The following is a 19,108-nucleotide window of genomic DNA, read 5'->3' as shown; positions in this document are numbered from 1 at the left end:
CAATGATCCTATATGGGTTCTATGAAACAAAACCGGATATTAAAAGACATTTTTAAGGCATCTGTGTTTCCTTTAAGAAAAATACATTTGCAGGCAAGATCATTTAAATCCTAATAGTATGAAGAAAGAACTTTTAGCAGTGGCGATGCTGTTGTTTGCCGGCGGCAATCTGTTGGCACAGCCACATGTCAATGACGGTACCTCGTATCTGATGAACCAACCTCTGGACATGAGTACCGATTTCCGTGACTTGAGTAATACTTTGTTTTTTGCAGATCACCTGGAGTCATTCGATGCCAAGTCGGGTGAAGGGCTGGTGAACTGGAAACGCGGGCATCTGATGCCCCGTCAAGCCTTCAATACCAACGGTGCACAGCCCCGGAAAATGAGAATGCTCGATTTTCCTTTCACTGCCTATGAAAATGACCCTAACCTCAAATTCAAGATTGACTTTGTAACTCCGCGTACGGTACGTATCCGTATGCTAACGACCCCGGTGGAACCTAAACCTGCCGCTTCCATTATGTTGGCAAAGGAACCGGGCAGGGATGGAAGCTGGAAAGTTACCGAGACGAATGACAAGATTGTCTATTCCAGTGACTATGGAACCATTCAGATTAACAAGAATCCCTGGAGAATCGTCTTGAAGGATAAAGCCGGACGTATCTTGAGCCAGACTGCCGCTTTGAGTGATGCGGACTCTACGCAGGTAAAATATACACCGTTCTGTTTTGTGAAGCGGGGAAGTGACAATGCCCGCCGCATCAATCCGGTATTTACCTTGACTGCGGATGAAATGATTTTTGGTTGCGGAGAGTCTGCCACTGGGCTGAACAAGGCCGGACAGAAGGTGAACTTGTTTGTTACAGACCCACAAGGGCCTGAGACGGACCAGATGTACAAACCGATTCCTTTCTTTATGAGTAACCGGGGATATGGCATGTTTATGCATACATCCGCTCCCGTGACTTGTGATTTTGGTGCTACCTATATTGGGCTGAACAAAATGTTCATGGGTGACGAGAACCTGGATTTGTTCGTTTTCTTCGGCGAGCCGAAAGATATTCTGGACGAGTACACCGATTTGGTAGGAAAGCCGGGCATGCCCCCCTTGTGGTCTTTCGGTACGTGGATGAGCCGTATTACCTATTTCAGTGAAAAGGAAGGTTATGATGTAGCGGCCAATATCCGTAAGAACAAGTATCCGTGCGATGTTATCCATTTCGATACCGGCTGGTTTGATGTGGACTGGCAGTGTGACTATAAATTCTCCGAGAACCGTTTCCAGAATCCACAGCAGATGTTGAAGGATTTGAGGTCACAAGGTTTCCATGTATGTTTGTGGCAGTTGCCTTATTTCACTCCTAAAAATCGTTATTTCTCTGAACTGATAGAGAAAGACATGTATGTGAAAAATGGAAATGGTGAACTTCCCTACGAAGATGTGGTGCTCGATTTTTCCAATCCGGAAACCGTAAAGTGGTATCAGAACAAACTGGCGGGATTGCTGAATATCGGTGTCAGTGCCATTAAAGTAGACTTCGGCGAGGCTGCTCCACTGAACGGTATTTACGCTTCCGGCAAGAGCGGATGGTATGAGCATAACCTCTATCCGGTGCGTTATGATATGGCAGTGTCCGAGATAACCAAGAAGTTGCACAACGAGAATATAATGTGGGCACGTGCCGCATGGGCCGGTTCCCAGCGTTATCCATTGCATTGGGGCGGTGATGCTGCAACTACGAACACGGGACTGCTAGGTACGCTTCGTGCAGGCTTGTCCTTCGGCTTGTCCGGTTTCTCCTTTTGGAGCCATGATATGGGTGGCTTTGTAAAAGCCACTCCGGAGGACTTGTATTGCCGCTGGATACCGTTCGGTTTTCTTACTTCCCATACCCGCGCGCATGGGGCACCTCCGACAGAGCCGTGGTTGTACGACAGCAAGCGTGTGCAGGATGTCTTCCGCAAGAGTGCAGAGATGAAGTACCGTCTGATGCCTTATGTGTATGCTCAGGCTAAGGAATGTACAGAAAAGGGCTTACCGATGCTAAGAGCCTTGTTTGTAGAATTTTCCGATGATCCGGGAGCATGGAAAGTGGATGACGAGTATCTCTTCGGTTCGCAGATTCTGGTTGCCCCCTTGCTTGAATCCGGTATGACGGGCCGCACAGTTTACCTTCCCGAAGGAAAATGGATAGACTACCAGACAGAGAAAGTCTACGAAGGTGGATGGCACCAAATTGAAGCAGGCAGTCTGCCGATAATCATGCTGGTACGTGACGGTTCGGTACTTCCTCATCTGAAGTTGGCGCAGTCCACTGTTGAGATGGATTGGAGCAAAATGAACCTGAAGGTATACAGTGCTGACAAGAAGCAGGCGGAAGGATTGGTTTGTCTACCTGCCGACAACCGTATTCAGGTTGTGAAAGTGGATTGTGGAAAGGCCAAACCGCAACTGTTGAACCAGGTTGAAGGCACTTCCCTGAGTTTCTGAACTTAATCTTTGAAAATCTATATTGAATTCACCCCTGCCGGTATGGAAGAGAAAGGGATATAGTTACCGAAATCTGTGCCACTATGGTGGCACAGATGTGCCTTCCCAATGGCACGGCAGTGCCTCTATAGTAGCACAAAATTGTGTCGCATATCTTTTTCCCGATGTGCTTATGACCGGGGTATTTGTTAAACCTAAGTATTTAGTATTTATGAGAAATGTGATGAAGTATTTGGGTATCATGTCAGTATCGCTGGCATGTGCCGGACCTCTCTTTGCAACAAGCGTACAGCCGTTTGCAGGTGTCACTGTCGTACAGCAGAGTGTAGTTACTGTGAAGGGCCAAGTGGTGGATGAGAAAGGCGAGCCCATCATCGGTGCTAATGTCATTGTGGAAGGTACGACAAACGGTATGATTACCGATTTGGACGGTAACTTCTCCTTGCAGTGTCCCGTGGGTTCTACGCTGAAGACCAGTTACATCGGTTATCTGGCGCGAACGGTCAAAGTAACCGGGAATATGAATGCTCTGAAAATTATTTTAAAGGAGGATACCGAAACCTTGGATGAGGTAGTTGTTGTGGGCTACGGTACGATGAAGAAATCCGACCTCACCGGTTCTGTGGCTTCCGTGAATGCGGAGGAAATGATGAAGCGGAATCCGGTGAACTTGGGACAAGGTTTGCAGGGAGCTGCGGCAGGTGTATCTGTCATCCGTTCTTCCGGTGACCCGGAAGGAGGTTTCTCCATCCGTATCCGCGGTGTGGCAACCGTGAATGGTTCTGCCGACCCACTCTATGTAGTGGACGGTGTGCAGGTAGGAACTTCTATCGATTTCTTGAATCCTAATGATGTAGAGTCCATCGAAATTCTGAAGGATGCTTCGGCTACGGCAATCTATGGTACTCGCGGTGCCAATGGCGTCATTATGATTACTACCAAGAACGGCGGTAAGGGTAAGGCAAAGGTAAACTTCTCGGCCAACTATGCCCTTCAGTTCAATTCGAATAAGATTGATGTGGCTGATGCGGACTTGTTTGCAAGTGCTGTACGTTCCGCTGTCAAGAATGACGGTATTGCCATGACCAATCTGGCGTATGGCGAGGATTACATAGGCAGACTGAATAGCATTGACTGGCAGGACGAAATGTCACGCACGGCATTACAGCAGAACTATAATCTTTCTGCTTCGGGAGGCAGCGAAAATACCCAAGCCAATTTATCTCTGGGTTATTTGAACAACCAGGGTATCGTGATTGAGTCGAATTTTAAACGCTTGACGGCACGCGCTAATATCACTCACAAAGTGAAAGACTTCCTGCATGTAGGCTTGAACTTGAACTATGCACATTCGGAAAAGATGGGAGGAGGCAACCTGAGAAACTATGCACAAGCCATTCCAACCATGGATTATGTAGAGGACGGTGTTTTCTATTCCATGCCTATTGTGTTGCCCGACGGTACTTGGGGACATTACAAGAAAGAAGGCAATGGAGACGTGAACAAGGGAGCTGACAATCTGGTTGCTGCTGCCAAGACTGCCGACAGTATTAATAAATGGGACCGTATGCTTGCTAGTGCTTTCCTACAACTCGATTTGTACAAAGGGTTGACTTTCAAGACTATTGCCAGTTATAATTATTATACAAAAGGTTATAATGGCTATACAGCCTATAATGATAGAACCTTTGGAACTCAAGACCGTAAGGACTCGTTCTCGCTGAACCAGAGCCAGTCCACTTCACTCGGTCTGGAAGCGTTCTTGAACTATGACTGGTCCAATGAGCATCACCGCGTAAGTGCAATGGCCGGTTTCTCTACCAGCGATACGAACGGTGCCTGGCTGAATTCCAGTGCCAACGATTTTCCGGCAGACAACATCCGCAAAATTTCATTGACCAATGACCCATCGTCTAAGCAAACGGATGGTGGGCTGGATTTGAAGACAAGATTCCTTTCTTACTTCGGCCGTCTGACTTATACTTTGAACGACCGCTATATTGTGACTGCAACGGTACGCCGCGACGGTTCTTCGAACTTTGGTGCCGGCAATCGTTATGGTACATTCCCTTCCGCTTCTGTAGCTTGGCGTCTTTCCGAGGAAAAGTTCATTAAGGATTTAGAACTGTTCAGTAACTTGAAGTTGCGTGCCGGATGGGGACAGACCGGTAATGCGGGCAATGGTACCAACTTGTCCATAGCACAGTTGTCTTCGGCAAATGCAATGTACTGGTTCTTTAATGGTTCGAGTGTGATTAACGGTGCCGGTATTGCCCAGCAGAAAGAAATTGATACCAACCTGAAATGGGAAACCAATGAGCAGACAAATATCGGTATTGACTTTGCCTTTATGAACAATGAGCTTTCTTTCTCTGCCGATTACTTTATCCGTGACGCAAAGGATCTGCTTCTGTATCGCCAGATTCGTCCTTCCACCGGTTTCTCCAATGTCTATACTAATGCGGGACATATCCGTAACTCAGGTTTCGAGTTTACTGCTGCGTGGAACAAGAGCTTCAGCGATTGGAATATCGGCATAAGACTGAATGGGTCTACCCTGAAGAACGAGGCTATTGAAGTCGGCGATCCGATATTCAGCAAGTCAGGGTCAGCACAAGATGGCGACAACTGGGACAACCACTCCATTACACAGAACGGCTATCCTGTAGGTTCCTACTATGGCTGGAAGGTAGAAGGCATTTTCAGAACCCAGGCCGAAATTGATGAAATGAATAGGCTGGCGGTTGAAAAGGGAGTTGAAAGTGGTGTATATCAGGACAAGACTACCCAGCCCGGCGACTATAAGTTTGTTGATTTGAATGGTGACGGGCAGATTACCGATGCCGACCGTACTGTTATAGGCAATGGATATCCCAAGTTCACTTACGGAATGAACCTTACCGCTTCCTGGAAAAACTTTGATTTCTCGATGAACTTGTACGGTGTAGCCGGTATGGATATCCTTTCTTATTCTTCGGCCCGCTTGACCTCAGTCTATGCACCCGACGGCGGTTATCAGAATGTACTGAAGGAATATATCAATAATGCATGGTCATCTTCGAATACCGGCGCCAAATATCCGCGTATCACCAAGACAGACTATAATAAGAACATGCGTGTGTCCGACGCCTACATCCAGAAGGGGGATTATCTGAAGATTTCAAATATTCAGATAGGATATACATTCCCGAAGAATGTGCTGAAACCGGTGAAAATGGAAAATGCACGCGTATTTGCCAGTGTCGACAATGTATGTACCATCTCTTCGTACAATAAGTTCGGCGATCCGGAAGTCGGTGACTCCAATGTATTGTATTCGGGATTTGACGGAGGACGTTATCCGTTCCCGATGTCGGTTACTTTCGGTCTGAGTGTACAGTTCTAATACTAACGGATAAAAAATATGATTATGAAAAACTTATATAAACTGTTGATCGGTGTGCTGGCCTTAAGCACCGTAACGTCTTGTGACGATTATTTGGAAGTGGATCATTACGATATTCTTCCGGCAGATTTCATGTTTAAAACGGAGGAGAATGTCCTTTCCGGATTGAACGGACTTTATGATACCTTTTATACGGACCAGCACGGTTCCGGTGATGACGAAACATGGGGATTCAAGCCTCAGGTATTTGCTGCCAACCATTCTACGATGGACTGTCAGGCTTCCGGTTGGGATGCGGAATGGCAGCGTCATGCCTGGAAACCCGATAAGGGTTCCCTGGAGACTGCATGGCGGATGAGTTATCGTGCAGTGGACCGTGCAAACCGTTTCCTAGCTGGCCTGGAGACGGCGGATGCCTCTATATTTGCGGACAGCAATTCCAAGACCGTTTATGAAGCGCAAGCACGTGCCATCCGCGGTTATAACTACCTTTACTTGACGAAACTTTTCGGAAGGGTACCGATGTTGCTTACCGGTGAAACCTATACTACTTCGGTAGGAAAGGCACGTCCGGAATCCGTGGATGAGACTTATGCGGCTATCGAGGAAGATTTGTCTTTTGGACGCGACCATCTGGACTGGTTACCCATGAATGGTGAATACGGACGTATAACCAAGGGGTTCTGCAAAGCTTATTTGGCCGAGCTGTATATGTTGAAGAAAGACTTTACGAAAGCCAAGACGGAACTGAAGGATATAGTGGACAGTGGAACCTATTCATTGGAGCCCTGCTTCGGTAATCTTCATGCCTGGGATACACATTGGACCAAAGAGTCCGTATTTGAGGTGATGTATCATGAACAAGGATATATGGGTTGGGGAGCCGATTCGTCTTCAGATGCCATGATGTGGTACGGATATATGTGCGCGGCACCCGAATGGGGAGGCTGGGGTTCTCTCTGTCTTTCTTGGGAGTTTGTACGTTCCTTTGAACCGGGTGACAAACGCCGCCAGTACTCTGCTGTTGCCAAAGGGGATACGCATCCCATTACCGGGCAGACTGTAGGGGTGACAAGTGGTTTTGACGGTCTTTTCCAAGGCTCCGAAAATATGCCTACTGTTTATTCCTTGAAATACTGGAGATGCAAGCCAGGTGAGAACAACAAAGTATTCAATCCTATTTCATTGACTCTGAAGCGTTATGCAGGCATCATGCTCGACTATGCAGAATGTTGTTTCGAGACAGGTGACAACGCTACCGGATGGAACATGATACGTCAGATACGTAACCGTGCTTGGGGTAATTTGGAGATGGGAGCGACGATGATTGACCTACCCGCCGACATGTTGAATACCCAGACGGTGGAAGTGCCGGATGCAGAGACCTATTATACAAGCTATAAAGCAGCCAAAGGCTATACTTCTCCGGTATGGAAGGTGGCGCTGATTATAGAGCGTCGCCATGAATTCAATGCCGAGTTCTCGCTTTACCATGATTTGTGCCGTATGGGTATGTGCAAAGAATGGTTTGCCGCCGAATATCCGAAGACAGCAGCCAACTCTTCACAAGAGGCTTGTCTGCAGACTGGTGACTCATTCCGTTTCTTTGAGCACGAGGCTTATCAGGAAATCTTCCCGATTCCGACGAATGAGATTCTGACCAACCCGCTCATCAATCAGGCTGACCAGAATCCGGGATATTGATAAATTATAGATAAACACTTAATAATAAAATATTTGTGAGTGAAATGTCAGGCACCAGTAGTTGTTGTGATAGACGTCAGCGTCTGTCGTGATGAAAGCCGGTGTCTGACATGACAAACACCAGTACTTGAGACGACGAACACCAGTCTCTGATAAACGGGGAATTATACAAGGAAAAGTTTGATGGTTTTAGAGAATAATTATGGAAAGGAAGATGTTTTATTGGATAGCACTGCTGGTTGCATATTGTCTGGCAGGCTGCCGGTCGCATTCAGGGGAGACAGATATGCAGACACGCATGCGTACAGAGATTGTCACGAATGTCAGAGACAGCGTGTTGCCGTTTTGGATGGATTATGCAGTGGCTCCCGACGGCGGTTTTTATGGAACTGTATTGCGGAATGGTACTCCGGTAGTGGATGCTCCGAGAGGAGGGGTTCTGAATGCCCGGATTCTGTGGAGTTTTTCTGCCGCATACCGTACGTTTAAGGATGAGGCTTATCTGAAGCTTGCGGATAAATCGCAACGCTACTTCATTGATACATTTATAGACAAGGAACATGGTGGGGTATATTGGCTGGTCAATCCTGACGGTGAGGTGCTGAATGCTTCCAAATATACGTATGCCATGACCTACGCCATCTATGGGCTGGCTGAACACTATCTGGCAACAGGTAACAGCGAGAGTCTGGATATGGCTGTCGGTTTATATCATACCTTGGAGGAGAAAGGCCGCGAACCGCAATATGACGGTTATGTGGAATCTTTTACTGAAGATTGGAAACAACTGGATAATTATGATAACAATGCCCCTAAGACTATGAATGCGCATTTGCACGTGCTGGAGGCTTATACCCTTTTATATCAATGCTGGAAAGACGACGGACTGAGGAAACGACTCAAGTTCTGCACCGGGTTGTTTATGGACCGTATTTATGACTCTTCAAGGAGGCATTTTAATTTGTTCTTTGATAATGCATGGAACAGTCTGGTTGAGATGGACTCTTATGGACATGATGTGGAGGCGGGATGGCTGCTTTGTGAGGCTGCCCGTGTATTAGAAGACCGGCAACTGATGGATAGGGCGAATCGGCTTGCGCTGGATGTGACGGATGCTTGCTTGGCGGAAGGACTGAGTGACAAAGGGTATATGATGTATGAAAAGAAGGGCGGAAGAACAACCGGCCATGCCTCATGGTGGGGCCAGATTGAAACGATGATAGCTTGTGTCAATGCCTGGCAAATCAGCGGGAATGACGTTTATCTGCAATCGGCCGATACGGTTTGGACTTTCGTAAAGGACTGTATGATAGACCGGGAATATGGTGAATGGTACAGTGATTGTTTTGATGGAGAACCCAAGAAGGATACTCCCAAAGTGAGTATGTGGCGTTGCCCGTATCATACGGTACGCTTGGGAGTGGAAATACATAATCGTTTAAAATAGTATTTATGAAGAAATTTATAGCAGGTGCAGCATCACTGATGCTTTGTATGGGGCTACACGCCCAGGATTTCAAAATCAATCCATCGGGATATTTTGAGAATGGCGGGGCCAATGTGATGGTGTTCAGTGACGTCTACCCTGAAGGACACCAGGGAGGACTGACCCTTGTTTTGAATGGAGACCGCAGGGCTGCCAATGGAGATGTGCGCTTTGAAATCTCGCAAGGGCAGTGGCAGGGATTGCCCAAGATGAGAAGCCGGGTGGTGGATGAGGCTGACAATGAAATCCGTGTCACATTGAGTTATCCGGATTCGGCCAAACATATGGCAGGCTTTAATCCGATGCTTTATCCGGATTTTGTTTTTGGCTATACCATTAAGGTCAAAGGCGAGAAGGATTATCTGGTATTGACCGTTGATTTGGACCAACCGGTGCCCGAGCGGTTTGCCGGCAAGTTGGGCTTTAATCTGGAATTGGTACCTTCCACTTTGCTGGGCAAGCCGTGGATTATGGACAACCGGACGGGAGTCTTTCCCCACCAGGCGATGGGGCCCACCATGAAACAGTCTTCCAACATGGAGCATATCGGAGATTTCAACCCTGGCGGGAAAGCTGATTTGGACCAGTTGCTGTTGGATAGAAAGACTTATAACCCGATGATTGCCGATGATATCGTCTCTGCTCCTTTTGCCGAGGGGAAAAAGTTTGTACTCAATCCTCAGGATGATTTGGCAAAGATTACGATTGAAAGTGAGAAAGGAGACTTGCTGCTGTATGATGGAAGGATAAATCATAACAACGGTTGGTTTGTGCTCCGTTCGGAGTTCCCGGCAGGGACAAAGGAAGGTGCGGTGAAATGGATAATCCGTCCGACAGTCACTAAAGACTGGCGTTATGCACCGGTGGTGCAAGCCTCTCAAGTAGGTTACCATCCTGGACAGAAGAAAGTAGCTGTCATAGAGTTGGACAAACGGGATACAGACTTCAAGCAACCTGCCCTTTATCGCATTGTTGCCGATGGCAGGAAACTGGTAAAGCAGCAGGCTGCCAAGGATTGGGGAGATTTCCAACGTTACCACTATCTGCAGTTCGACTTCACGGAAGTGACGGAAGAAGGGCTCTATCAGGTGATGTACGGCGATGCTGCTTCTCCGGTGTTCCGCATTGCCAAAGATGTGTGGGACAAGGGTATCTGGCAGGCAGAGGTGGAATACTTCTTGCCGGTACAGATGTGCCACATGCGTGTGAACGAAAAATACCGTGTATGGCATGACTTCTGTCATCATGACGATGCACGTATGGCCAAAACCGATATCAACCATATAGACGGATATACTCAAGGAACCTCTACTCTTTGTAAGTATCAGCCGGGTGATTTGGTTCCAGGGCTGAATGTGGGTGGATGGCACGATGCGGGGGACTATGACTTGCGTGTGGAATCCCAGGCAGGCGAGGCCTATATACTTGCCATGGCTTGTGAGAACTTTGGTGCCTATTGGGACGAGACTTCCATAGATTTTGAAAAGAAGATAGTCGAGATTCACCAGCCGGATGGAAAGAATGACTTGTTGCAGCAGGTGGAAAACGGTGCTTTGACGATAGTGGCGGGTTGGAAGGCTCTGGGGCGTCTCTACAGAGGGATTCTGTGTCCTACCGTACGCCAGTATGCACACCTGGGTGATGCGTCGGCCCATACAGACCATGTCAGTGGGACTGCCGACGACCGCTGGGTGTTTACGGAGGACAACCCTGGTAGGGAACTTCAGGTGGCTGCCTGGCTGGCAGGTATTTCACGTGTCTTGAAGGGACATAACGATGCATTGGGAGCGGATTGTCTGGAGATAGCCCGTGAATTGTTCAGGATTACCCGCTGCGACAACAACCGGGTGCTGACAGCCAAGGTACATGCTGCCGTAGAACTTTATCTGGCGACAAAGGAAGTGGAGTACCGTGATTTCGTTTTGCAGCAGCAGGATTTCATCTGCAAGAATATCCGTCAGACGGGTTGGTTCATCGGACGTTTCGACAAGGCTGTGGGAAATGCACGTTTCAGCAAGACTGTTCGCAAAGCACTGCCGGAGTTGCAGGCTATGTATCAGGAGTATAGCAGTAAAACTCCGTATGGAGTGCCGCATGACAGAGGTAACCGTTCTTCCGGTTCATGGGAACCCCAGCATCTGGGCTACAATTACTGTTACCTGCATGCTGCCTATCCTGACTTGTTTGCACCGGACTATATTTTCAATGCTGTCCAATACCTGCTCGGTATGCATCCGGGACGTAATCAGGCAGCGTTTGTAACGGGAGTCGGTGCCGAAACGATGAAAGCTGCCTATGGTGTCAACCGTGCCGACTGGTCTTATATTCCGGGTGGAGTGTCTCCGGGTACAAATCTGATTCGTCCTGACTTGCCCGAATTACTTCATTTCCCGTTCTTATGGCAGGAGGGTGAGTACTGTTTGGGCGGACATGCTACGTGGTTTATGTATATGGTATTGGCATCTCAGAAAATATTGAATGGTAATGAACAGTAAAATAAAGGTAGATAAGTTTGTAATTGTAGCTTTTCTGCTCTGCATGGTCTGCACTATGGCCATGCAGGCAAAAGCTTATGACAATTTTAAGGTATCGGTCTATGTACGTGCCTACGAGGTAGACAAGATGAAGGACATCCATTGGCTGGATTCGACTTGGAATGTGATTTCACAACAGTTGGAAGTGGACAAGATTTATCTGGAAACACATCGTGATTTACTGATTGTGGATGACGCCACCCTGGAGCAAGCTAAGAAATTTTTCCATGACCGGGGAATAGAGACTGCCGGAGGAATTACCTACACCATCAACGAGGCAAACAGTTTCGAGACGTTCTGCTATTCCAATCCCGAGCATCGTGAGATGGTGCGAAAGATTGCAGAACATACGGCAAAGCACTTTGACGAGTTTATTCTGGATGACTTTTTCTTCACCAGTTGCAAGTCGGACATAGAGATAAAAGCCAAAGGTGCGCAGAGCTGGACGGAATACCGTTTGAAGCTGATGACTGAAGCCGGGCGCGACCTTGTGCTGAAACCTGCCAAGAAGGTGAATCCTCGTGTAAAGGTAATCATCAAGTATCCCAACTGGTACGACCATTTCCAAGGTTTGGGCTTTAATCTGGAGGAAGGTCCCCAACTCTTTGACGGTGTCTGGACGGGTACCGAAACAAGGGACCCTGCCGGCAACCAGCATCTGCAGAATTATCTAAGCTATAATATTATCCGCTATTTCGATAATCTGCGTCCGGGCTACAACGGTGGAGGATGGGTGGACTCCGGTGGACTGAATCTAGGCATGGACCGCTATGCTGAGCAGCTGCATCTGACCATGCTTGCCAAGGCTCCCGAAATCATTCTCTTTGCCTATAACCAGCTTCTGGGCGTGAAGTTGTCTCCCAGGTTCCGTACCCCTTGGCAGGGCATGGGCACCAGCTTTAATTATGATGAGATGACTGCCCCTATCCGGCAGAAGGACGGAACTTCCATAGAGCCTACCACCATGGCACGCATTGCGGATGTTGTATTGAAACAGACTGATAAACTGATAGGTAAGTTGGGTAACCCCATTGGCATCAAGTCCTACAAGCCTTTTCATGTGGCGGGTGATGATTTCTTGCAGAATTATCTGGGCATGATAGGTTTGCCGATGGATATACGTCCCGTTTTTCCGAAAGACCAACAAGTGGTGCTGCTGACTGCCCAGGCGGCTCAAGCTCCGGAGCTCATGACCGACATTAGGAAGCAATTGCAAAGCGGACGGGATGTGGTGATTACAAGCGGCTTGCTGAAAGCCATTCCTGAAAAAATTGCCGAAATAGTAGAGTTGCGTTGTACCGATTTGAAAGCTCTTGTCAATGATTTTGGCCGATACGGACAAGCCGGACGCGATTTATTGATACCGCAGGTTCAGTATTATACGAATGATGCTTGGGAAGTAGTCAGTGCGGGCCGTCCGTTGACGGGAGGAGTATCGGGGTATCCTATTTTGTTGAGAGCTCCCTATGCCGCCGGCAATCTATATGTATTGACCATTCCCGATGATATGGGAAATTTATATGATTTCCCGGCAAAAGCCTTGAATGAGATTCGCCGCATTATGAGTAAGGATATGGATGTCTATCTGGAGGCTCCCTCCAAAGTCGGATTGTTTGTGTATGACAATAAAACACTGGTGGTGGAGAACTTCAATGATGAACCGGTGGAAGTGCGTATTGTTACCGATGATGAGGTGACGAGGTTGGAAAATCTGGAGAATGGGGATATTCTGGCTCCCCTTCCTGCCGAACCCGTACAGAGCAGGCGTCCGGTGACACCAAAGAACTCTTTCCGTTTGTCATTACTGCCCCATTCGTATAAGGCTTTCCAATATAAATGACGGGTAAGAAGATTGTCGGATAGTTATTCGGAAGGGTAACGGGAGGTCGGTTCTACAATGGGCCGGCCTCCTTTGCTTCCAGTCATCCGTGAGAATGCTTGTGTTCTTTCAATATCCTGTGCGGCAGTGTCCCGTGCCCCAGCAACTCTATCGGGCAGTTGAAGTTGCGTTCCAGCCATTCTTCCGTAACGCCGGTATCGGGATGGTAGTCCAGGGTTTCGTTGACGCAGGCAATGGACTTGACTTGCTGCAACACCGTGCCGATGTCGTGGCTGACGAGAATAATGGCGCAATCCTTGTTTATCTCTGCCAGCAGTTCGTAGAGGCGGGCTTCGAAACGCTTGTCGATGTATGTGCTGGGTTCGTCGAGAATCACCACCTGCGGGTCGGAGATGATGGCACGGCCCAGGAGGGCACGTTGCAACTGTCCGCCGCTCAAAGCGCCGATGGCACGCTGCTCCATGCCTTCCAGCCCCATGCGGGCTATCACGGCAGAGGCTTTCTCGCGGTGCCGGGCGGTGAAGCGTGAAGCCAGCGGCTTCTTGCTGCTGAGTCCTGAAAGGATGACCTCCTCTACGGTGATGGGAAATTTCCGGTCGATGCTGCTGTACTGGGGCAAGTAACCCATAGATAATTGACAATTGACAGTTGATGATTGACAATTGGCAATTTCGGAGGGGGATGGGGGGCAGGAGTGATATAGAATTTCCCCGGCGGTGGGTTTCAGCAGTCCCAGTATACATTTGATAAGGGTAGTCTTTCCACCACCGTTGGGACCGATGATGCCCAGAAAATCACGTTCGTAGATAATCAGGTTTATATCATGCAGTACGGTCCGGTTATCGTATCCGGCGCTGAGGTTCTTTATCTCTATAATGGGGGATGCAGGCATAGCTTCTTCTTCGTTAAATGGACAGAATCATCGTTTACTCTTTTACAAGCGCTCTGGCGGTATTCATCATCTCCTCCTCCCAGTCGTATGAGAGGGGATTGATAGCCACCACCCGGGTTCCGGTCTGCTGGGCGATAAGGTCGGCATTGCGGCGGTCGAATTCCGGCTGTACAAAGATGATGCGTACCTTCTCCTTCTTGCAGGAGTTTATCAGGTTCTTCAGATGGGTGGGAGAGGGTTCCTTTCCACCGGCTTCGATAGGAATCTGGTGCAGGTTGTAGTCGCGGGCAAAGTAGGAAAGTGCCGGATGATAAATCATGAAGGCACGGTCGGCATTCGGACTGGAAAGCATCTGGCAGATGAGGCTGTCCGTATGCTCTATCCGCCGGATGAGTGCGTTGTAACGTTCCATGTAGGCGTTTTCATTGGCTTTGTCTATGGTGCAGAGTGCATTCAGAATGTTCCCGGCAATGATTTGGGCGTTGATGGTGGAGTTCCAGATGTGGGGTTCCACACCACCGGCGTGCGTATGGCCTTCGTGTACATGTCCGTCTTTATGGTGATGCGCATGGGTCTCGTCCAGAATAAGTTCCACATTCTCGGACATGTCGAAGAATTGCAGGTGGGGAGCATTGTCCGTCAGTTTTTCCGTCCATGTCTGTTCGAAACCGATGTAGCCGATGCGGAAATAGGCCTTACTTTGCGCGAGGTCGACGAGCTGCTGGGGCGTGGGGTCGTAGGTTTCCGGACTTGAACCTTTGGGCACCATGCTGACGACGGTGAATTCATCGCCGGCAATGGTTTCGGTGAAATACCGCAGCGGCTCGATGGTGACGGTAATCACGGGTTTATCGTCATTCTTCTTGTTCTGTTGGCCTCCTTGCTTGCACGAGAAGAGCAAGGTGGCTATGAGGAGTAAAAAACAAAACTTTTTCATTTACAATTTACTATTTACAATTTACAATTTGGCTGCGCTGTGGCAGGGGGCGTCAACTATTCATTATCAACTATTCCTTATCCATTATCACTTCCTCTTTCCTTCCCCTCAGTATCTCCCGTTTCCCTCCGGGGGGACCTGGGAGACGCTCTACCTTGAATCCTATGGCTTGCAGCATGCGACGTACTACTCCTTTGGCGCAGTAGGTGGTCAGCACGCCATCAGTGCTCATGGCGGCATGGATATTCCGGAAGACTTTTTCCTCCCACATTCCCGGTTGCTTTTCGGGTGCAAAGGCATCGAAGTAGACAACATCGAACGGAGATTTATTAATCATTAACAAACTGTCAATGCTTATTGTTTCGACATCTGCCTGCACTTTTCTCAGTGTGAAATAAGGAGTTATGGCAACTTTTTCTTCCCACGCAGCCCGATGCAGTTCCTCGAACAGAGGATTGTCGCTATATTTTAGCGCATCCACCTCCGGCCATGCAAGCGGATAGAGTTCGATACCGGTATAGTGCACAGGTCTCTTTTCCTTTTCGGCAGTTTCCAGTGTAAGTAGGGCATTCAGTCCGGTGCCGAAACCGATTTCAAGGATATGCGGGCGGGCAGTAGCGGATGCTTTCAGTCCCATGTCGATAAAGATGTGCTGTGACTCTGTACGTGCCCCCTTTACCGAATGATAATGTTCGTTCAGTTCCGGTACAAACAGTGTCGCACTTCCGTCTTCCGTCTTCTCTATGATTCGTTGCATCACTTCTGCTTTTGTTGAATGTTTTTATTTAGTTTAATTCTCTGTGATTCAGCGTGTTGTTGCGCCTATATATCCAGCGTGCTGCATCTATACATCCAGCACGTTGCATCTATACATCCAACGCGTTGTGTCTATACATCTATTGCTCAGACTCACTACATGTCAATAATTCATCATCGAAATGGCTCCTTGCAGTGCCCACAGCATAGCTATGTAGCGCACCAGTTTCCCTGCAAACATGGACGTGGTGGTCAGCATCAGATTACTGCGCATGAAGCCCAGTGCAATGGCTATGGCCTCTCCCACAAAAGGCAGAAAGGCGAAGAAAGCCATCAGTGCCCCTTTCCCTTGGAGGAAATGCTGCATCCGTTCTATCTTTTCCCTTTTTACCTTGAAATATTTCTCAATCCAGTCTATACGTCCCAGACGTCCCATGTAGTAGCACGTCATGCCTCCCAGCGTATTTCCCAAGGTGGCGGAGAGTACGCACAGTGCCGGGCTCAGACCGACCTTGACCAGTGCTACCATCACTATCTCGGAACTGAACGGAATGATGCTTCCTGCCAATAGGGCAGAGATGAACAGACCGACATATCCCCAGTCAATCAGCAGCTGTACGAGTGTATCTACAAAAGCGTCCATATATTGAATCCTAATAGAATGAATAATCCGATAAATGCACAAATGAAGAATATATTGGAACTGCGGCTATTTGTCAGTACAAACAAGTGTCCCGCCAGGATGCTGACACCGATGAGCAGGAAGGACATCAGGTGGACACTCAATGCCGGTTGCAGTCCGATATAGACAAAGATGTAGAAATTCAGCAGGATGAGGAAGTGTAGATAGCTCCGGGTGCGTATCTTGTCTTCATAGCCGGCAATGAGACAGTGTGCCGCGCTGACGATGAACAGAACAAGGAGATACCCGAGGGTGGCGAGTTCCCACGGCTGATAGTCGAACCGGATGGGAGCGAAGGTCACCAGCTCGCGGAAGGGCTGGCAGAAGAGTTCCATTTGCCCGTAGTAGAGGGCGTGTCCCAGCAACAGCCAGTAGGGTACGCTCCATCCTACCAAGGAGGCGAAGAAACTTTTGGGTTGGAGAGACTGGAAGTTGTAGGCGCCTATCCAGAAGATGGGGACAAACAGCATGAGCTGCGGAAAAAGCAGGCTGCCCAGTCCGATGAAGACAAAGGTGTGGAAGAGACTGCCTGTGGGCCGTGCCTGCTGGTAGCTCCTGAAGAGGAAAAACAGTGCCACCAGGAAGGAGGCGGATGCCAAGTCTCCCGCATACAGCATGTGCAGGCTGGGGCAGACGGATATCAGCAGGAAGTAGACAGAAGTCTGTACCGATGCCCGCATCCGGATGATGGCGAACGTATTGTTGAGCTGTATCAGGAAATACCCGATGACGGCATACAGAATAAAGCTGAAGAGACGGTTTGCCCAGGTGGGGATGCAGAAGTCGCAGAATGTTTCCCAAAGGGAATATCCGCTTTGCTGTGTCTCCGTCTCGGGCAACAGAACGGCAGTCAGTATCCAGCAGGATACTGAAATCAAGATAGCGGCGGGTAGTGTGAACCGCCCTGCCGTTATCCGGTTCTGGAATCTCTTCGTTCTCATTTATAAGTCAAATCCGATGTCGCGACGGAAATATTTCTTCTCGAAGTTTATCATGTCGGCCACGCGGTAGCTCTTCTGCAAGGCTTCTTCCTTTGTTTCACCATAGGAGCAGACGGCGATGACACGGCCACCGGCAGTTACGGTCTGTCCGTCTTTGGTGGCTGTTCCGGCATGGAAGAGGATGCTGTCCGTTTCGGCAGCCTTCTCGAATCCGGTCATCACCTTGCCCTTTTCGTAGGCTTCCGGATATCCTCCGCTTACCAGCATGACGCAAGCGGCTGTGCGTGGGTCGAATTCCAGTGTACGCTGGTCGAGGTCGCCCTGGGCAACGCCTTCGAGTAGGTCTACCAGGTCGCTCTTGATACGTAGCATTACACTTTCGGTTTCGGGGTCGCCCATGCGGATGTTGTATTCAATCACCATCGGTTCGCCCTTCACGTTGATAAGTCCCAGGAAGATGAAGCCTTGGTAGCCGATTTCTTCTTCCAGCAGACCGTTTACGGTAGGTTCGATGATGCGGGTGCGTACTTTTTCCATAAATGTTTCGTCGGCAAAAGGTACGGGAGTAACGCTGCCCATACCGCCGGTGTTGAGGCCTTTGTCGCCTTCGCCGATACGCTTGTAATCTTTGGCTACGGGCAATACCTTATAGTGGCGGCCGTCTGTCATCACGAATACGGAACATTCGATGCCGCTGAGGAACTCTTCAATGACTACCGTGGCGCTGGCATCGCCGAACATGCCGTCCAGCATTTCCTTCAGCTCTTTCTGAGCTTCTTCCAGTGTGGGGAGAATCAGCACGCCCTTGCCTGCACACAGTCCGTCGGCCTTCAGTACGTAAGGCGCTTCGAGGGAAGCGAGGAAGTCGAGTCCCTCCTGCAAGTTGTCGGCGGTGATGCTCTTGTAGCGGGCAGTGGGGATGTTGTGGCGCATCATGAAGCCTTTGGCAAATTCCTTGCTACCTTCCAGTGTAGCACCTTTGGCGGTGGGGCCGATGATGTCGATATGGCAGGTGGCAGGGTCTTCCTTGAAGCTGTCGAAGATGCCTTGTACCAACGGGTCTTCGGGACCCACAACAATCATGTCGATTTCTTTCTCAAGGGCAAAGGCCTTGAGTGCGGGAAAGTCTGTCGCCTTCAGGTTCACATTCTCGCCTGCTTCGCTTGTACCTGCATTGCCGGGAGCAATATATAGTTTCTCTACTTTCGGGCTTTGGGCAATCTTCCATGCCAGAGCGTGTTCGCGGCCACCGGAGCCTAATAATAATATTTTCATGGGTTCATTTACAATTTATAATGTACAATTTACAATTTGTCTGTGCTGTGGGACATCAGGTAAGTTGTACAGATTGTTATACTTAATGATTTATTCTCTCTTTTATTCTCTTCTTTCTTCTACCATCTACTCCCTATTTGCACGCCCGCACTGCATAGCAAATTGTACATTGTATATGGTAC

12 protein-coding genes are annotated in these 19,108 nt (G+C 48.8%); 6 read left to right on the top strand and 6 right to left on the bottom strand.

Features of this window, described 5'->3' with window-relative positions; translation table 11 throughout:
* The first annotated feature begins 118 nt into the window (after positions 1–118).
* The 6 genes from ITJ87_RS03470 (at position 119) to ITJ87_RS03445 (ending at position 13,443) form a co-directional block, all read left to right on the top strand.
* Complete coding sequence (locus ITJ87_RS03470) at positions 119–2,494, top strand: TIM-barrel domain-containing protein (protein WP_117965003.1); 2,376 nt, start codon at positions 119–121, stop codon at positions 2,492–2,494.
* 211 nt (positions 2,495–2,705) lie between these two features.
* Positions 2,706–5,879: a TonB-dependent receptor gene (locus ITJ87_RS03465; protein ID WP_229135119.1), complete on the top strand. Its 3,174-nt coding sequence runs from the start codon at positions 2,706–2,708 to the stop codon at positions 5,877–5,879.
* Between the two features lie 24 nt (positions 5,880–5,903).
* Positions 5,904–7,583, top strand: a complete 1,680-nt coding sequence (locus ITJ87_RS03460; RefSeq protein WP_008662437.1) for a RagB/SusD family nutrient uptake outer membrane protein — start codon at positions 5,904–5,906, stop codon at positions 7,581–7,583.
* Between the two features lie 202 nt (positions 7,584–7,785).
* Positions 7,786–9,030 carry an AGE family epimerase/isomerase gene (locus tag ITJ87_RS03455; RefSeq protein ID WP_117964999.1) on the top strand — a complete coding sequence of 415 codons (1,245 nt, stop codon included), beginning with the start codon at positions 7,786–7,788 and terminating at the stop codon, positions 9,028–9,030.
* Positions 9,031–9,035: 5 nt separating this feature from the next.
* Complete coding sequence (locus tag ITJ87_RS03450) at positions 9,036–11,564, top strand: glycoside hydrolase family 9 protein (protein WP_117964997.1); 2,529 nt, start codon at positions 9,036–9,038, stop codon at positions 11,562–11,564.
* Positions 11,554–13,443: a hypothetical protein gene (locus ITJ87_RS03445; protein ID WP_181980927.1), complete on the top strand. Its 1,890-nt coding sequence runs from the start codon at positions 11,554–11,556 to the stop codon at positions 13,441–13,443. Before ITJ87_RS03450 ends, ITJ87_RS03445 begins: the two co-directional genes overlap by 11 nt.
* Positions 13,444–13,525: 82 nt before the next feature.
* On the opposite strand, the gene ITJ87_RS03440 is transcribed toward ITJ87_RS03445, so the two are convergent.
* The 6 genes from ITJ87_RS03440 to purD all read right to left on the bottom strand — a co-directional run bounded on the left by ITJ87_RS03440 (position 13,526) and on the right by purD (position 18,926).
* Positions 13,526–14,335: a metal ABC transporter ATP-binding protein gene (locus ITJ87_RS03440; protein WP_117964995.1), complete on the bottom strand. Its 810-nt coding sequence runs from the start codon at positions 14,333–14,335 to the stop codon at positions 13,526–13,528.
* A 34-nt stretch (positions 14,336–14,369) separates the two neighbouring features.
* Positions 14,370–15,272: a metal ABC transporter solute-binding protein, Zn/Mn family gene (locus ITJ87_RS03435; RefSeq protein WP_195690930.1), complete on the bottom strand. Its 903-nt coding sequence runs from the start codon at positions 15,270–15,272 to the stop codon at positions 14,370–14,372.
* A gap of 70 nt (positions 15,273–15,342) precedes the next feature.
* Positions 15,343–16,029 (bottom strand): tRNA (5-methylaminomethyl-2-thiouridine)(34)-methyltransferase MnmD, encoded by a 687-nt coding sequence (mnmD, locus tag ITJ87_RS03430; protein WP_117964992.1) that lies wholly within the window; start codon positions 16,027–16,029, stop codon positions 15,343–15,345.
* Positions 16,030–16,191: 162 nt separating this feature from the next.
* Entirely contained in the window at positions 16,192–16,671 is a 480-nt protein-coding gene (locus tag ITJ87_RS03425) for a YqaA family protein (RefSeq protein WP_005830979.1), read from the bottom strand.
* Positions 16,656–17,651, bottom strand: a complete 996-nt coding sequence (locus ITJ87_RS03420) for a hypothetical protein (protein ID WP_117601063.1) — start codon at positions 17,649–17,651, stop codon at positions 16,656–16,658. The genes ITJ87_RS03425 and ITJ87_RS03420 overlap by 16 nt, the downstream gene beginning before the upstream one ends.
* Positions 17,652–18,926 carry a phosphoribosylamine--glycine ligase gene (purD, locus tag ITJ87_RS03415; RefSeq protein ID WP_117964990.1) on the bottom strand — a complete coding sequence of 425 codons (1,275 nt, stop codon included), beginning with the start codon at positions 18,924–18,926 and terminating at the stop codon, positions 17,652–17,654.
* Positions 18,927–19,108 lie beyond the last annotated feature (182 nt).

The organism is Bacteroides sp. HF-162, assembly GCF_015679285.1.
Taxonomy (GTDB): Bacteria; Bacteroidota; Bacteroidia; order Bacteroidales; family Bacteroidaceae; genus Bacteroides; species Bacteroides uniformis.
The sequence above is the reverse complement of the archived record's forward strand: the minus strand, read 5'-3'. Positions and strand labels throughout refer to the sequence as shown.